The organism is Faecalibacterium sp. An122, assembly GCF_002160895.1.
Taxonomy (GTDB): Bacteria; Bacillota; Clostridia; order Oscillospirales; family Ruminococcaceae; genus Faecalibacterium.
Genome location: NZ_NFLL01000004.1, coordinates 54,256 through 68,378, shown reverse-complemented (window position 1 = coordinate 68,378; position 14,123 = coordinate 54,256). Strand labels below are relative to the sequence as shown.

Sequence of the window (14,123 nt, the reverse complement as noted above, 5' to 3'; positions counted from 1 at the left end):
GGAGAACGATTATGAAAAAGCTGATTTCCCGCCGCAATTTTCTCAAAGCCTGCGCTGTGACCGGCTCCGCCTTTGCCCTGACTGCCTGCGGCAGCAAGGGTTCTTCCAACGATGCAGCCGCCGCTGTGGAAGTGACCGGCCCGGTGGAATTCCCTCTGGCCGAGACGGCGACCCTCACCGGCACCACCAGCTACCCCGCCGGCAGCGAGTCCCAGCCCAATAACCGCACCATCTTCAAGCGCCTGGAGGAGTCCACCAACATTCACATCGAGTGGACCGCCATCCAGTCCGATCAGTGGGGCGACAAGATCTCCCTGACCATGGCCAACCCCAACACCCTGACCGACTTCATCTTCAGCGCCGACTTTTCGGACAGCAACCTGCTGCGCTACGCAGACCAGGGCGTCATCGTCAGCCTGGAGGAGTACATCGACACCTGCATGCCCAACCTCAAGACCGTCTTTGACAAGTACCCCGAGTACCGCACCATGTGCACCGACACCGAGGGCCACATCTGGGCCCTGCCCTGGATCGAGCAGCTGGGCGCCAACAAGACCGCCATTCAGACGGTGGGCGGCATGAGCTTCATCAACACCAAGTGGCTGAACTTCCTGGGCCTGTCCATGCCCACCACCGTGGATGAGTTCGAGCAGGTGCTGATCGCCTTCCGCGACAACGCCGCCTCCATCAAGAGCGAGTACGGCATCGACGGCGACATCATCCCCATGTCCTGCATCATCAACGACGGCGACCAGGACCCCGGCATCCTGATCAACGGCTTCGGCGAGGGCTACGGCGACATGGACAAGAGCCGTCACATCGCCGTCACCAATGACCTGAAGGTCATCTGCGCCGCCACCCAGCAGGGCTACCGCGACGGCCTGGAATGGCTCCACAAGCTGTACGCCGAGAACCTGATCGACCCCGAGTGCTTCACCCAGGAGTGGTCCACCTACGTTTCCAAGGGCAAGGCCGGCCGCTATGGCGTCTGCTTCAGCTGGGACGTGGCCAACATTGACAACCTGACCGACTGGCAGCCCCTGCCCCCGCTGGCCGCCGACACCACCAACATCACCCCGCAGAACGGCTCCTTCACCAGCGGCTTCAACCGCGGCCGCTGCGTGGTCACCGCCAAGGCGGCCAACCCCGCCCTGGTCTGCGCCTGGCTGGACCAGATGTACATTCCCATCCAGTCGGCCCAGAACAACTGGGGCACCTACGGCGAGGAGGACGAGTTTGATATCTTTGAGATGTCCACCAACGCCGACGGCGAGCCCATGCTGAAGCACGCTCCTCTGGGCGACGCCTCCCCCGTGGAAGTCCGCGAGGCCGAGTGCGTGGGCGGTCCTCTGGCGGTGCTGGACGAGTACTACGACGTCTACGTCACCTGCCCCGACGACGCCCAGTACCGTCTGGACTGGATCGAGCAGATCTACACCCCCTACATGAACAACGAGTACGTCTACCCCAACGTCTTTATGAGCAGTGAGGACACGGTGGAGATTTCCAACCTCCAGGCCGACCTGACCTCCTACATGAACACCTGCAAGGCCAACTGGATCATGAACGGTCTGACCGACGCCGAGTGGAACGAGTACCTGGACAAGCTGGACGCCTACCGTCTGCCCGACTATCTGAACATCATGCAGAAGTATCTGGACGCCTACTACGCCTGATCTTCTTTCCCCACTATACCAAATACGGAGCATCCCGGGCAGCCCGCCCGGGGTGACCTTCCACAGGAGACACCATGAACAGCCCGATTTTACAGAAAGCCCGCGCCTATGAAGCGCAGCACGGCCCGGAGATTCCCGCCGGCCAGCGACCCGTCTATCACCTGACCCCCTGGGTGGGCTGGATGAACGATCCCAACGGCTTTTGCTTCTATCAGGGTCAGTACCATCTGTTTTATCAGTATTACCCCTACAAGACGGTGTGGGGTCCCATGCACTGGGGCCACGCCGTCAGCCGGGACCTGCTCCACTGGGAGTACCTGCCCGCAGCCCTGGCCCCCGACGCTCCCTTTGACCAGGACGGATGCTTCTCCGGGTCGGCGGCCGAGCTGCCCGACGGCCGGCAGCTGCTGCTCTACACCAGCGTGTGCAAACAGGAACAGCCGGACGGCGAGATGCGCGAGGTGCAGACCCAGAGCGTCGCGGTGGGGGACGGCCTCGATTATGAGAAGCCCTTCGCGGCCCCGGTCCTGGACGCCAAAGACCTGCCGGAGGGCTGGAGCCGGTTTGACTTCCGGGACCCCAAGATCTGGCAGGAGCCGGACGGCAGCTACTCCGCCGTCATCGTCGGGCAGGGCAGGGCGGAGGGCGGCGCGGCCCTACTGTTCCGCAGCGCCGACGGCTTCCACTGGGAATATGTCACCATTCTGGACGCCAGCCGCGGCGAGTACGGCGTCATGTGGGAATGCCCCGACTTCTTCGAGCTGGACGGCAAGCAGGTGCTGATGGCCGGCCCGATGGAGATGCACGCCCGGGACGAGTACCACAACGGCCACTGCGTCATCGCCCTGATCGGCAGCTATGACCCTGTGAACCATCGCTTTGTCCGCGAAAACGTCCAGCTGATGGACGAGGGCATCGACTTCTACGCCACCCAGACCCTCCAGGCGCCCGACGGCCGCCGGATCATGACCGCCTGGATGCAGGCCTGGGCCGGCATCAGCGACAAGCCCCACGGGGCCAAATGGTTCGGGCAGACCATCTGCCCGCGGGAGCTGCACATCCGGGACGGCCGCATCATCCAGACCCCCGTCCGGGAGCTGGACGCCGCCCATGGCGAACGGGTTTTCCACTCCAATGTCCCCATCTCGGGGGAAACTTCTCTGGAAGGCATCGGCGGCCGGGTGGCCGATCTGACCTTGACCGTCACCCCCGAGGCGGGCTGCCGCACCTTCACCGTCAAGCTGGCCGCAGACGCCGGCCACTGCACCACCCTCACCTATGAGCCGCGCACACGGCGGCTCACCCTTGACCGGAGCCAGGCAGGGTTCCATCAGGATATTGTCCACATCCGCAGCTGCACGGTGCGCGGCGAGAGCGAAACGCTCAGCCTGCGCATCCTGCTGGACCGCAACAGCGTCGAGGTCTTTATCAACGGCGGCGAGCAGACCATGACGGCCTGCATCTACACCCCCCAGGAGGCCGACGGCATCACCTTTGCCGCCGACGGCAAAGCCCTGCTCACCGCCGAACAGTACCAGCTCTCCTTCTGATTTTCCCGATCTTCTTCACATTCTCCAAGCCATACAGGCAAGCAGGCCCCCGCTTTGGCGCAGCGCCAAGGCGGGGGCCCGTCTTTTTGCCCCTCCGCCCCGCAGATTGCCCTAACTCTACGCTCCGTGTGTGTACATCGGCCCGCCCGTCTGCTACACTGATAGCGAAAGGAGGCCCCGCCCCATGGATCAGATCAAGATCGGGCATTTCATTGCCGACACCCGCAAAGCCAAAAACCTCACCCAGCGCCAGCTGGCCGACGCTCTGGCCATCAGCGACAAGACGGTCAGCAAATGGGAAACCGGCAAAGGTCTGCCGGATGTCTCCCTGATGCTGCCCCTGTGCCGGGCTCTGGAGATCACCGTCAACGACCTTCTCACCGGCGAAAAGGTCTCTGCATCCGACTATCAGACCAAAGCGGAGGAAAATATGATGGATCTCATCAAGGAAAATCAGGAAAACAAAAAGCGGATGGTTCTGTCTGTCATCTGCGGCACCATCACCGTCATCGCGGTGTGCTCCCTGGTCATCATCGCGTCCTATCTGGAACTGCCCATCGCCGTGCGGATTCTTTTGATTCTGCTGGCCCTGGCCACCGCCGTGGCCGGCGTGGGGGCGGCCGCCGTGCTGGATGCCCAGGCCGGCTACTATGAGTGTCCCGCCTGTGGGGCGACCTTTGTCCCCACCCTGGGCGCCTATGTCAAAGGCTATCACACCTTGACCCGGCGTCGTCTCACCTGCCCCACCTGCGGCAAAACCAGCATGTGCCGCCACCGCATCATCCGCTGAAGCAAGATTCCACCCCAACAAACAGAGCGGCATGGCCCTTCCGGTCATGTCGCTCTGTTGTTTTTCGTGTTTGGTTTACCCTAAGTTTTCAATGCTGTCAAACAGCCCGGCGGCCCGGTCGATGGCCTCCTTGCTGCCAAAGGCGCAGCGGACGCCCTGGGCCATCTTTTCGGCCAGGCATCCAAACTCCTGCTGCAGCCATTCGCTGGTGACACCGCAGATGGCAGCCCGGTCGGCGGCGGCCATGGCATCGGTCACACCGCAGAAATACCGCCGGTCTGCCTCCAGAGCCTGCTGCCGCGGCTTGCGGGGCGGGTCCACCTGGGCCACGGTGCCCACAATGCACTCGTTCAGGGCGGCAGGGGTGTATTCCTTTTCCGCCAGCAGGGCCGGGCCCTCGGCGAAGCGCTTGTAGCTGCCGCCGGCGTGGGGGTCGCGGTAGGTGTAAATCAGCTCCATGTCGGCCCGGCTCAGCATGCCGGTGCCGTAGGCGCCGCCCTTTTCCCGGATGGCCTGCCACAGATACTCATAGCTCATAAAGCGGGCCAGAACTTTCCGGGCGGCGCTGCCGGTTCCCGGCCAGGCCAGGACGTCGTAGTTCACCCCGCCCTGGATGACAAAAGCCTCGTTCCGGGGCGCGGGCAGGGGTTCGCTGTAGGGCTGGGCCGGGGCGCGGCCCTCCGCCGCAAAGGCGCTGCCGGGCAGCAGCTCCCGCAGCCGCTGGCAGGCGGCCTCGCTGCCGTGACAGGCCACCGTCAGGGCGCAGTGATTCAGAATCTTGTCCCGCACTGCCTCCAGACGAGCCGACAGGCCCGCCCAGTCTTTGGCTTCCAGCAGGGCGCAGATGTGGCGGTACAGGCTGACGCCGCCGTTCCGCTCTCCCAGGGCGGCATTCACCGAGAAGCAGCGGCCCGCCCGAAGGATGGCGTAATTGTGGCCGCTCTGGATGAAGTCCTGCTCAAAGTTCAGCTTGAACTGTTCCAGCACCTGCTCAAAGGCCGCCTCGGCCTGGGGGCCGTCCAGACGGGTCTCATAGAGCAGCTCGCTCATCAGCTCCACCGCCTTGTCCAGGTTCCGTTCCAGCAGGCTGGTCCGGGCCTCAAACTTGGCGATGCAGGGCTGGCCCTCCTGGCGGCCGGCCCAGTGGTCGGTGGACACCACACTCTCACCCAGCCAGGTGTTCCGCAGGGTGGTCAGCTCGATGGCGGTATGGCGGCGGCTGTCCAGCTCTTCCAGCAGGAAGGGCAGCAGGGCCGCGTCGCTCATCTCCTCGGGGGTCAGGGCGCCCATGTCGTAGTAGAAGTTCAGGTACAGGCTGCCGGTGGTGGGCCGGGTCACCAGGGTCAGGCCGGCCACATCCTCCACCTGGGCGGCGGCAAAGTGGGGCGGCTCGCTCAGGTCGGCCACCGTCAGGGGGTGGTCCAGCTGGAGTTTGCCCTCCTGCCGGGCCGAGGGGGCATCCTCATCCCGGGGCTTTTCGGGGACCAGAATCACCTCCACCGGGTCGGGCGCAAACAGCTCGCCCAGCAGCTGGGTATACCAGTCGGTCCCCAGCTTGCCCCGCAGGAAGGCGAAAATCTCCTCCGGCCGCAGGTCGGACATGGGGTCATCGGTATGGAGCCAGCCGGTCACCGCCTCGATGGCCGCCAGCACGCCGTCCGGCAGGCTGCCGGGCCGCTCGGTGACCTGGAATTCCAGAGAGTTGATGGAGGCGGTCAGCATCTCATCCGGGATGCCCTCGGCGCAGATTTTGGCCACGCCCTCCTTGACCGCCGCCCCAAAGCGGGCAGCCCGCTCCTTGTCGGTGCCCTTGAGCAGCAGCTCCAGCACCGGCTGCTGAACCGAACTGTCAAAGCCCACGTCAATGTCGGCGCCCAGGTTCTGTTCCAGCAGGTATTTTTTCAGGGGGGACTGGTTGGTGCTCAGCAGGGCATCCAGCAGCAGGTTCACCGCCGTCTGCTTTTCCGCCTCGTCGAACCGGCCGGTGTACCAGCCCAGCGCACACTGGACCGGCACCGTCTCGGGGGTCTCGGTGGTGTAGGTCACCACTTTTTTGGTTCCGGCCTGGGGATACTGAAGAGGGGTGCGGGGCCGCGGTGCCCCCTTGGGCATCCGGCTCAGATAGTTCTCGTCCAGGAAGGCCAGCTTTTCGGCCATGTCCATCCGGCCGTACAGAGTGATGCAGCAGTTGTCGGGCCGGTAGTGGCGGCGGTAAATCTTCACATACTGCTCATAGCTCAGGCCGGGGATGGAGGCCGGGTCGCCGCCCGACACAAAGCCATAGCCGTTGTCGGGGAACAGGGCGGCGTTGAGGGCGGCGTCCAGCTGGGCCTCGGGGGTGGCCAGGGCGCCCTGCATCTCGTTGTAGACCACGCCGCTGAAATGGCCGTCCTCCTCCCGGTGCCAGGCCTCCTGGTCAAAGACCGAACGTTCCTTCATGGCCAGCGGGCAGAACACCGCATTGAGATAGACGTCCATCAGGTTGCGGAAGTCCGCCTCGTTGGGGGTGGCGAAGGGATACACCGTCTTGTCCGGGAAGGTCATGGCGTTGAGGAAAGACGCCATGCTGCTCTTGACCAGCTGCATAAACGGCGAAGATACCGGGTACTTCTCCGACCCCGACAGCACCGAATGTTCCAGAATGTGGAATACGCCGGTGTCGTCGCAGGGGAAGGTCCCGAAGCCGATGCCGAAAGCTTTGTTCTCGTCCTGGTTCTCAATCAGGAGGACGGTGGCGCCGCTGACGTCGTGGGTCAGGGTGGTGGCCGTCCCGTGGAAGATGGGGCTTTCCTCCCGTTTCACCAGGGTATAGCCGGGGTACACGGCCCCCGGGGTGGGGTTCTTTTCTTGATCCTTCATGTTGGTTCTCCTTATAAGGGGGTAAAGGTTTGTTTCTATTGTATCATTCCCCGGCGGGAAAGGCAATCAACCGGGAAAAATCCCTTTTCCCGCCCGGCGGGCCGGGCGTTCGAATTTTGCCGCCCGCTCCTTGCAAAATATTCTGTCCTGCGTTATACTTTTATCAAATAGAAATCGTTTTCAGTCACCCATCCAAACGGAGGAATCCTCATGAATATCACTGAATTCGCCGCCTACGCCGGCGTATCCAAAGCGGCCGTCAGCCGCTATTTCAACGGCGGTTACCTCAGCGAGGAAAAACGCGCCCGCATTGCCGCCGCGGTGGAGGCCACCGGCTACCATCCCAGCCTCCAGGCCCAGATGCTGCGGACCCGCCGCACCCGGCAGGTCCTGGTGATCCTGCCCAAGCTGTCCAGCGAGAGCTGCGCCCGGATGGTGGAGGGCATTTCGGATGTGCTGGATCAGAACGGCTACCAGCTGCTCCTGGTCAACACCGCCAACGACAGCGCCCGGGAGGTGGCCGCCCTCAATCTTCTGCAGCAGAACACGGTGGACGGCGTCATTCTGATCGCCACCATCTTCACCCCCGAACACCGGACGGTGCTGGCCAGCCTCAAGCTGCCGGTCATCATTCTGGGCCAGGAATATCCCGGCTTCTGCTCGGTGTCCCACGACGACCGGGGAGCGGCTTACGCCGCCACCGCCCATATGCTGGCCAAAGGCCGCCGGGCCCCGGGATTCCTGGGGGTGACCATGCTGGACAAGGCCGCCGGCCTGGACCGCCGCCGGGGTTTTGAGGACGCCCTGCGGGAGGCCGGCGTCCCCCTGCGGCCCGGCCGCACCAGCATCGCCGCCTTCAACATGGAGTCGGGCTACGAGCAGGCCAGCACCCTGCTGGAACGGGACCCCTCCCTGGACTGCCTGTTCTGCGCAACGGATTCCATCGCCATCGGCGCTCTGCAGTATTGCCGCAGCCACAACATCCGGGTCCCCGAGGACCTGATGGTGGCCGCCGTGGGCAACAGCGAGGCGGGCCGGGTGGCCTATGTCCCCATCACCAGCGTCCAGCTCCACTACCGGACCGCCGGGCAGATGGCCGCCGAAATGCTGCTGCAGCATCTGGCCGACCCCCACGCCAAACCCGAGAACCGGGTGCTGGACTATGTCCTGCGTCCCCGCGCCTCCACCGGCGACGCATCCCCGGAGGAGAACATCTGGGCAGAATGACGGGGTTTCGTCCTGAAACATTCTGAAATCGATAACGCAATATCCCCTACTTTGTCTCATTTGCGAATGGAAATTTTGCGCAAAACCGTCTATACTAGAGACACAAAGTGAAATCGTTCCCGCCTTCTTTTCTGCAAAGGCGGAGCGATCCGCGCACACGGTTTTTATGAGAAAGGAGAAGCGTTTATGGATTACAACAAGGCAGCGCAGCAGGTCCTGGATGCCGTCGGCGGTTCCGGCAACATTGTATCGGCGGCCCACTGCGCCACCCGGCTCCGCCTGGTGATTGCGGACAACAGCAAGGTGGACAAAAAGGCTCTGGAAGATGCCGAGGGGGCCAAGGGCGTCTTTGAGGCCCAGGGCCAGCTCCAGATCATCTTCGGCACCGGCACCGTCAACAAGGTATATGACGCCTTCATCGCCCTGTCGGGCGTCCAGGGCGGCACCAAGGAGGACGTCAAGCAGGCCGCAGCCGCCAAGGCTCCCCTGCCCCAGCGCCTGATCAAGACCCTGGGCGACATCTTTGTCCCCATCATCCCCGCCATTGTGGCCTCCGGCTTCCTGATGGGCATTATGGAAGCCCTCAAGTTCATGGTCAACAACGGCTTTCTGGACATTGACACCTCCGGCTCCATCTATGTGTTTGCAGACCTGTTTTCCAACACGGCCTACACCTTCCTGCCCATCCTGATCGCCTTTGCGGCGGCCAAGGTCTTTGGCGGCAACCAGTTCCTGGGCGCCGTCATCGGCATGATTATGATTCACCCCAACCTCCAGAACGCCTGGACCGTCTCGTCGGGCGTCGAGGTGATGCAGCCGGTGTTCGGCGGCCTGTATTCGGTGCCTCTGGTGGGCTATCAGGGCCACGTCATCCCGGTCATCATCGCCGTCTGGGTCATGTGCCAGATTGAAAAGCGGCTCCACAAGGTGGTGCCCGCCATGATCGACCTGTTCGTCACCCCGCTGGTATCGGTTTTCGTCACCGGCTACCTGACCCTGGCCGTCATCGGACCCATCTTCACCACCATTGAGAACGGCATCATCGGCGGCGTTCAGGCCCTGATCACCCTGCCCTTCGGCATCGGCTCCTTTGTGATGGGCGGCCTCTACGCCATCACCGTGGTGGCCGGCATCCACCATATGTACACCATCATCGACCTGGGCCAGCTGGCACAGTACGGCTTCACCTACTGGCTGCCCCTGGCCAGCGCAGCCAACATGGGCCAGGGCGGCGCAGCTCTGGCGGTTGCCCTTAAGAGCAAGAACGCCAAGGTCAAGTCCATGGCTCTGCCCTCCGCCCTGTCGGCCTGCATGGGCATCACTGAACCCGCCATCTTCGGCGTCAACCTCCGCTTCTTCAAGCCCTTCATCGGCGGTCTGGCCGGCGGCGCCTGCGGCGCGCTGTACGCCAGCATTGTAGGTCTGGGCGCCACCGGCACCGGCGTCACCGGCATCTTCGGCGTTCTGCTGTGCCTGCATCAGCCCATTCAGTACATCATCACCATCGCCATCTCCTTCGTGGTGGCCTTTGTGGTCACCTGGGTGATCTGGAAGCCGGAGGACACTGCCGCATGAATGCACTGCAGCGCGACCTGAAACGTCTGGTCCCCCTGATGGAGAGCCTGGAGGCTCCCCGGGTGGCTGCTGACCCGCACCGCCAGCAGTTTCACATCCAGCCGCCGGTGGGCTGGCTCAACGACCCCAACGGCCTGTGCAAAATCGGGGACACCTACCACGTTTTCTACCAGTACAGCCCCTTCAACCCCGACGGCGGGGTCAAAATGTGGGCCCATGTGACCAGCACCGACCTGCTCCACTGGGAGCAGCAGCCGGTGATCCTCTACCCCGACGAGCCCTTTGACTGCCACGGCGCCTACTCGGGCTCGGCCCTCTACGAGGACGGCCAGCTCTGGCTGTTCTACACCGGCAACATCAAGCTGCCGGAGGGGAACCACATCAACACCGGCCGGGAGAACAACCTCTGTCTGGCCACCAGCCGGGACGGTATCACCATCGACACCAAGACCTGCCTGCTCCACAACCGGGACTACCCCGACGGGCTTTCCTGCCATGTCCGGGACCCCAAGGTCTGGGCCCAGGACGGCCGGTACTATCTGGTGATGGGCGCCCGCACCGCCGACAGCCAGGGCGAAGTCCTGGTGTTTGCGAGCAGCGACAAGCTCCACTGGCATCACTGCAACACCCTGACCACTCCCCAGCCCACCGGGTACATGTGGGAATGCCCCGACCTGTTCGAGCTGGACGGCCAGTGGTATCTGATGACCTCTCCCCAGGGGATGGAGTGCCAGAACCAGTACGGCTGCGGCTACTTCCCCCTGTACGGGGACTTCCGGGGCGAATACACCCTGGGCGAATTCCACCTGCTGGACCACGGCTTTGACTATTACGCCCCCCAGAGCTTCACCGACGGGGTGCGGCGGCTCCAGTTCGGCTGGATGGGAATGCCCGACGCATCCTACACCAACCCCACCGCCCGGCAGGGCTGGCAGCACTGCCTGACGGTGCCCCGGGAGCTGACCCGGGCCGCCGACAATTCCCTGCTCCAGACCCCCGCTGCCGAGCTGAAAGCCCTTCGCGGGGAGGCGGTCGCTCTGGCCGCCAACCAGACCCAGACCGTCGGCCCCTGCTTTGAGCTGGCCGCCGCCCCGCTGGGCAGCTTCTGCCTGACGGTGGCCGAGGGCCTGGTCCTCTCCTACGACGAGGCCGCCCGGACCGTCTCCCTGCGGTTCACCGACGCCGCCCTGGGCAGCGGCCGGGAGGAGCGCCACCTGACCCTGGAAGCTCCCTGCCGGGCCCTGCAGGTTCTGGCCGACGCCTCCAGCCTGGAAATCTTCCTGAACGGCGGCGCCGCAGTGCTGAGCACCCGCTACTATCCGGCCCCCGGCCCGGTGCCGGTCCGCCTGAACGGCACCGACGCCACCCTCTGGCCTCTGGCCCTATCCTGAACGGGTTTTCCACATTTGGGCAGCGCAGGGCGCTGGACCCCATATAAATAAGAAGGTAAATATCCGCGCCATTCAACGGCGGACAGGTTTTCCCTGCCCGCCGTTGGGTGCTGTGCGGCGTTGATTTCAACCCATACCATGAAGGAGGAACCACCAATGTCCGGTCACACTCTCTTTTCCATCGGCGAAGCCCTCATTGACATGATCCCCACCAAGAGCGGCTGTTCCTTTGCCGAAGTGCCCGCTTTCAGCCCCCGGGTGGGCGGCGCGCCCGCCAACGTCTGCGGCGCCTTCACCGCGCTGGGCGGCCACTCGGCCCTGCTGACCCAGCTGGGAGACGATCCCTTCGGCCACAAGATTGCAGACGAACTGGCCGGCCACGGCATCGACGTCAGCCGGGTATCCTTTACCGACAAGGCCAACACCGCTCTGGCCTTTGTCACCCTGGGCGCCGACGGCAACCGGACCTTCAGCTTCTACCGCAATCCCTCCGCCGACCTGCTCTACAGCGCCCAGCAGATTGACCCGGCCTGGTTTGACGATGCTTTCGCCCTTCACTTCTGCAGCGTGTCCCTGGTGGAAAGCCCCATGAAGCAGGCACACATTGCCGCCATTGAGGCCGCCGCCCGGGCCGGAGCCCTCATCAGCTTTGACCCCAACCTCCGGTTCCCCCTCTGGCCCGACCATGACGCCCTGAAAAAGACCGTTCTGGACTTTATGCCCAAGGCCTCGGTCCTCAAGATTTCGGACGAGGAGCTGGCCTTCCTGACCGGCACCGAGGATATCGACGCCGCCCTGCCCCAGCTGTTCACCGGCGACGTCCAGCTGATCCTCTACACCTGCGGCGGAGGCGGCGCTCACGCCTACACCCGCACCGCCCATGCCTTTGCCCAGGGCCAGAAGGTCCAGGCCGTGGACACCACCGGCGCCGGAGACGGCTTCATCGGCTCTTTCCTGTGGCAGCTGGCCCGGGACGGCGTCACCCGCGACACCCTGGCCGGACTCACTGCCAGCCAGCTGGAGAAGTATCTGGCCTTCTCCAACCGGTTCTGCGGCCTGAGCGTCCAGCGCTACGGCGCCATCGACAGCTACCCCACCCCCGCCGAAATGAATCTCTGATCCCTTTCTCCTGAATCCAGAATATTTCATCCCATCCAGGCCGCAGGCAGTTTTTGCCCGGCCTGGATTTTTTACTATTTTTAAAAGGTGGTTTTCCGCCAGAAATCTCCAAATCAGACCCTATTTTGCGGCTTATTTGGAAGTTCTGCACAAAAAATCCGCCACTTTTTTGGCGTATTGTTGTTTCAACACCATTAAAATGTAGGGATACAACGCAAAATATTTCTAATTTTCACCCCGATGTTGTGATATACTACAAGCACGGTAACCAATATTCCGCAACTTTGTCCAGTTCAGACTGTGCAAAGTGATGTACGCAAACCCACTTGGGCCAGTCCGGGGCAGGCGGTACCCCGCGGACGGCCCCCAGCCAAAAAAGGAGTAATCATCTATGGCAAACACCGGAACCACAGCCGTGCGCCCCTTCGGCATGAGGGACAAAATCGGCTACATGTTCGGTGACTTCGGCAACGATTTCACCTTCATGCTTTCCTCCAGCTTCATGATGGTGTTCTACACAGACATCATGGGCGTTCCCTCCGTCATCGTCGGTCTGCTGATGATGGTAGCCCGCTTTGTTGACGCCTTCACCGACGTCACCATGGGCCAGATCATCGACTATTCCAAGCCGACCAAGGACGGCCGTTTCCGTCCCTGGATCAAGCGGATGTGCGGCCCGGTGGCCATTGCTTCCTTCCTGATCTACCAGTCCGAGTTCGCCGGCATGCCCATGGCCTTCAAGGTCGTGTGGATGTTCGTCACCTACCTGCTGTGGGGCTCGGTGTTCTACACCTCCATCAACATCCCCTACGGCTCGATGGCTTCCGCCATCTCCCCCAACGCGGACGACCGCACCCAGCTGTCCACCTACCGCAGCATCGGCGCCACCCTGGCCAGCCTGGTCATCGGCACCGCCACCCCGCTGCTGGCCTATGAGACCGTCAACGGCAACCCCGTCCTGAGCGGCAGCCGCATGCTGGTGATGTCCGGTGCGTTCAGCATCTGTGCCGTGATCTGCTATCTGCTGTGCTTCAACCTGACCACCGAGCGTGTTGTCATTCCTGCCAAGACCGAGAAGTTCAGCTTTGTCACCCTGTTTAAGACTGTCTTTACCAGCCGTTCCCTGATCGGCATCATCCTGGCTGCCATCTGCCTGCTGCTCACCATGCTGACCATGTCCGGCATGAACCCCTACATCTTCCCCTACTACTTCCGCAACACCGCCGCCCAGTCCGCTGTGGCCATGTGTTCTTCTTTCGGCACCCTGCTGATTGCCGCTCCTCTGGCTCCGAAGCTCTCGGCCAAGTTCGGCAAGAAGGAGATTTCCATTGCCGGTTCTCTGGTCGGCGCCGGCCTGTTCCTGATCTGCTACCTGGTGCATCCTGAGAACGCCTGGGTCTACCTGGGCTTCTACACCCTGGCCTACATCGGCATGGGTCTGTTCAACACCGTTGTCTGGGCCATGATCACCGACGTCATCGACGACTGCGAAGTCCGCAAGGGCATCCGTGAGGACGGCACCATCTACTCCGTCTACTCCTTCGCCCGCAAGCTGGGCCAGGCCGCTTCCGCCGGTCTGGTGGGCGCCCTGCTGGGCATCATCGGCTACACCGCCGAGACCCAGTTCGAGCCCGCTGTCCAGAGCGGCATCTACACCATCGCCTGCATCGCTCCCGTCATCGGCTTTGTTGCCATCGCTCTGGTCCTGCTGTTCGTCTACCCGCTGGATAAGAAGACCGTGGACAACAACGTCAAGATTCTGGAAGCCCGCCGCGCAGAGAAAAAGTAATTTTACCAGCTCATGCTCCTTCTCTCATTCTCCGATGAGAGATGTTCCAACCTCCTAGCCATATGAAATAGAAGGGCCCTCCGGTTCCAGCCGGAGGGCCTTTCTGTTGGGGGCGGAGGGTTAAAACAGGACTCCACACCGAAAACT

9 protein-coding genes are annotated in these 14,123 nt (G+C 62.9%); 8 read left to right on the top strand and 1 reads right to left on the bottom strand.

Going from position 1 to position 14,123, the window contains the following annotated elements; translation table 11 throughout:
* Positions 1–11 precede the first annotated feature (11 nt).
* The 3 genes from B5E67_RS04630 to B5E67_RS04620 all read left to right on the top strand — a co-directional run bounded on the left by B5E67_RS04630 (position 12) and on the right by B5E67_RS04620 (position 4,016).
* Positions 12–1,676, top strand: coding sequence for a substrate-binding domain-containing protein (locus tag B5E67_RS04630; RefSeq protein WP_087383283.1), 1,665 nt, complete (start codon positions 12–14; stop codon positions 1,674–1,676).
* A 74-nt stretch (positions 1,677–1,750) separates the two neighbouring features.
* The gene (locus tag B5E67_RS04625; RefSeq protein WP_087383280.1) at positions 1,751–3,226 is read left to right on the top strand and encodes a glycoside hydrolase family 32 protein; all 1,476 of its coding nucleotides are present in this window, start codon (positions 1,751–1,753) and stop codon (positions 3,224–3,226) included.
* Between the two features lie 184 nt (positions 3,227–3,410).
* On the top strand, positions 3,411–4,016 hold the full coding sequence (locus B5E67_RS04620; RefSeq protein ID WP_087383276.1) for a helix-turn-helix transcriptional regulator: 606 nt from the start codon (positions 3,411–3,413) through the stop codon (positions 4,014–4,016).
* Positions 4,017–4,091: 75 nt separating this feature from the next.
* Here the strand turns inward: B5E67_RS04620 and B5E67_RS04615 are convergent, their stop codons facing one another.
* Positions 4,092–6,875, bottom strand: a complete 2,784-nt coding sequence (locus B5E67_RS04615; protein WP_087383273.1) for an insulinase family protein — start codon at positions 6,873–6,875, stop codon at positions 4,092–4,094.
* A gap of 210 nt (positions 6,876–7,085) precedes the next feature.
* On the opposite strand from B5E67_RS04615, the gene B5E67_RS04610 reads away from it, so the two are divergent.
* From B5E67_RS04610 to B5E67_RS04590, 5 genes are all read left to right on the top strand, one after another.
* Positions 7,086–8,102, top strand: a complete 1,017-nt coding sequence (locus B5E67_RS04610; protein ID WP_087246513.1) for a LacI family DNA-binding transcriptional regulator — start codon at positions 7,086–7,088, stop codon at positions 8,100–8,102.
* Between the two features lie 186 nt (positions 8,103–8,288).
* Positions 8,289–9,677: a PTS transporter subunit EIIC gene (locus B5E67_RS04605; RefSeq protein ID WP_087246512.1), complete on the top strand. Its 1,389-nt coding sequence runs from the start codon at positions 8,289–8,291 to the stop codon at positions 9,675–9,677.
* A complete protein-coding gene (locus B5E67_RS04600) occupies positions 9,674–11,068 on the top strand; it encodes a glycoside hydrolase family 32 protein (protein WP_087383270.1) in 1,395 nt (464 codons plus the stop codon). Before B5E67_RS04605 ends, B5E67_RS04600 begins: the two co-directional genes overlap by 4 nt.
* Positions 11,069–11,224: 156 nt before the next feature.
* Positions 11,225–12,187: a carbohydrate kinase gene (locus B5E67_RS04595; RefSeq protein WP_087383267.1), complete on the top strand. Its 963-nt coding sequence runs from the start codon at positions 11,225–11,227 to the stop codon at positions 12,185–12,187.
* 391 nt (positions 12,188–12,578) lie between these two features.
* Positions 12,579–13,976, top strand: a complete 1,398-nt coding sequence (locus B5E67_RS04590; RefSeq protein WP_087383264.1) for an MFS transporter — start codon at positions 12,579–12,581, stop codon at positions 13,974–13,976.
* The last annotated feature ends 147 nt before the right edge of the window (positions 13,977–14,123 follow it).

Coding starts and splice junctions, on each gene's coding strand:
- B5E67_RS04630 (WP_087383283.1), top strand. CDS start 12: ATGAAAAAGCTGATTTCCCGCCGCAATTTTCTCAAAGCCTGCGCTGTG.
- B5E67_RS04625 (WP_087383280.1), top strand. CDS start 1,751: ATGAACAGCCCGATTTTACAGAAAGCCCGCGCCTATGAAGCGCAGCAC.
- B5E67_RS04620 (WP_087383276.1), top strand. CDS start 3,411: ATGGATCAGATCAAGATCGGGCATTTCATTGCCGACACCCGCAAAGCC.
- B5E67_RS04615 (WP_087383273.1), bottom strand. CDS start 6,875: ATGAAGGATCAAGAAAAGAACCCCACCCCGGGGGCCGTGTACCCCGGC.
- B5E67_RS04610 (WP_087246513.1), top strand. CDS start 7,086: ATGAATATCACTGAATTCGCCGCCTACGCCGGCGTATCCAAAGCGGCC.
- B5E67_RS04605 (WP_087246512.1), top strand. CDS start 8,289: ATGGATTACAACAAGGCAGCGCAGCAGGTCCTGGATGCCGTCGGCGGT.
- B5E67_RS04600 (WP_087383270.1), top strand. CDS start 9,674: ATGAATGCACTGCAGCGCGACCTGAAACGTCTGGTCCCCCTGATGGAG.
- B5E67_RS04595 (WP_087383267.1), top strand. CDS start 11,225: ATGTCCGGTCACACTCTCTTTTCCATCGGCGAAGCCCTCATTGACATG.
- B5E67_RS04590 (WP_087383264.1), top strand. CDS start 12,579: ATGGCAAACACCGGAACCACAGCCGTGCGCCCCTTCGGCATGAGGGAC.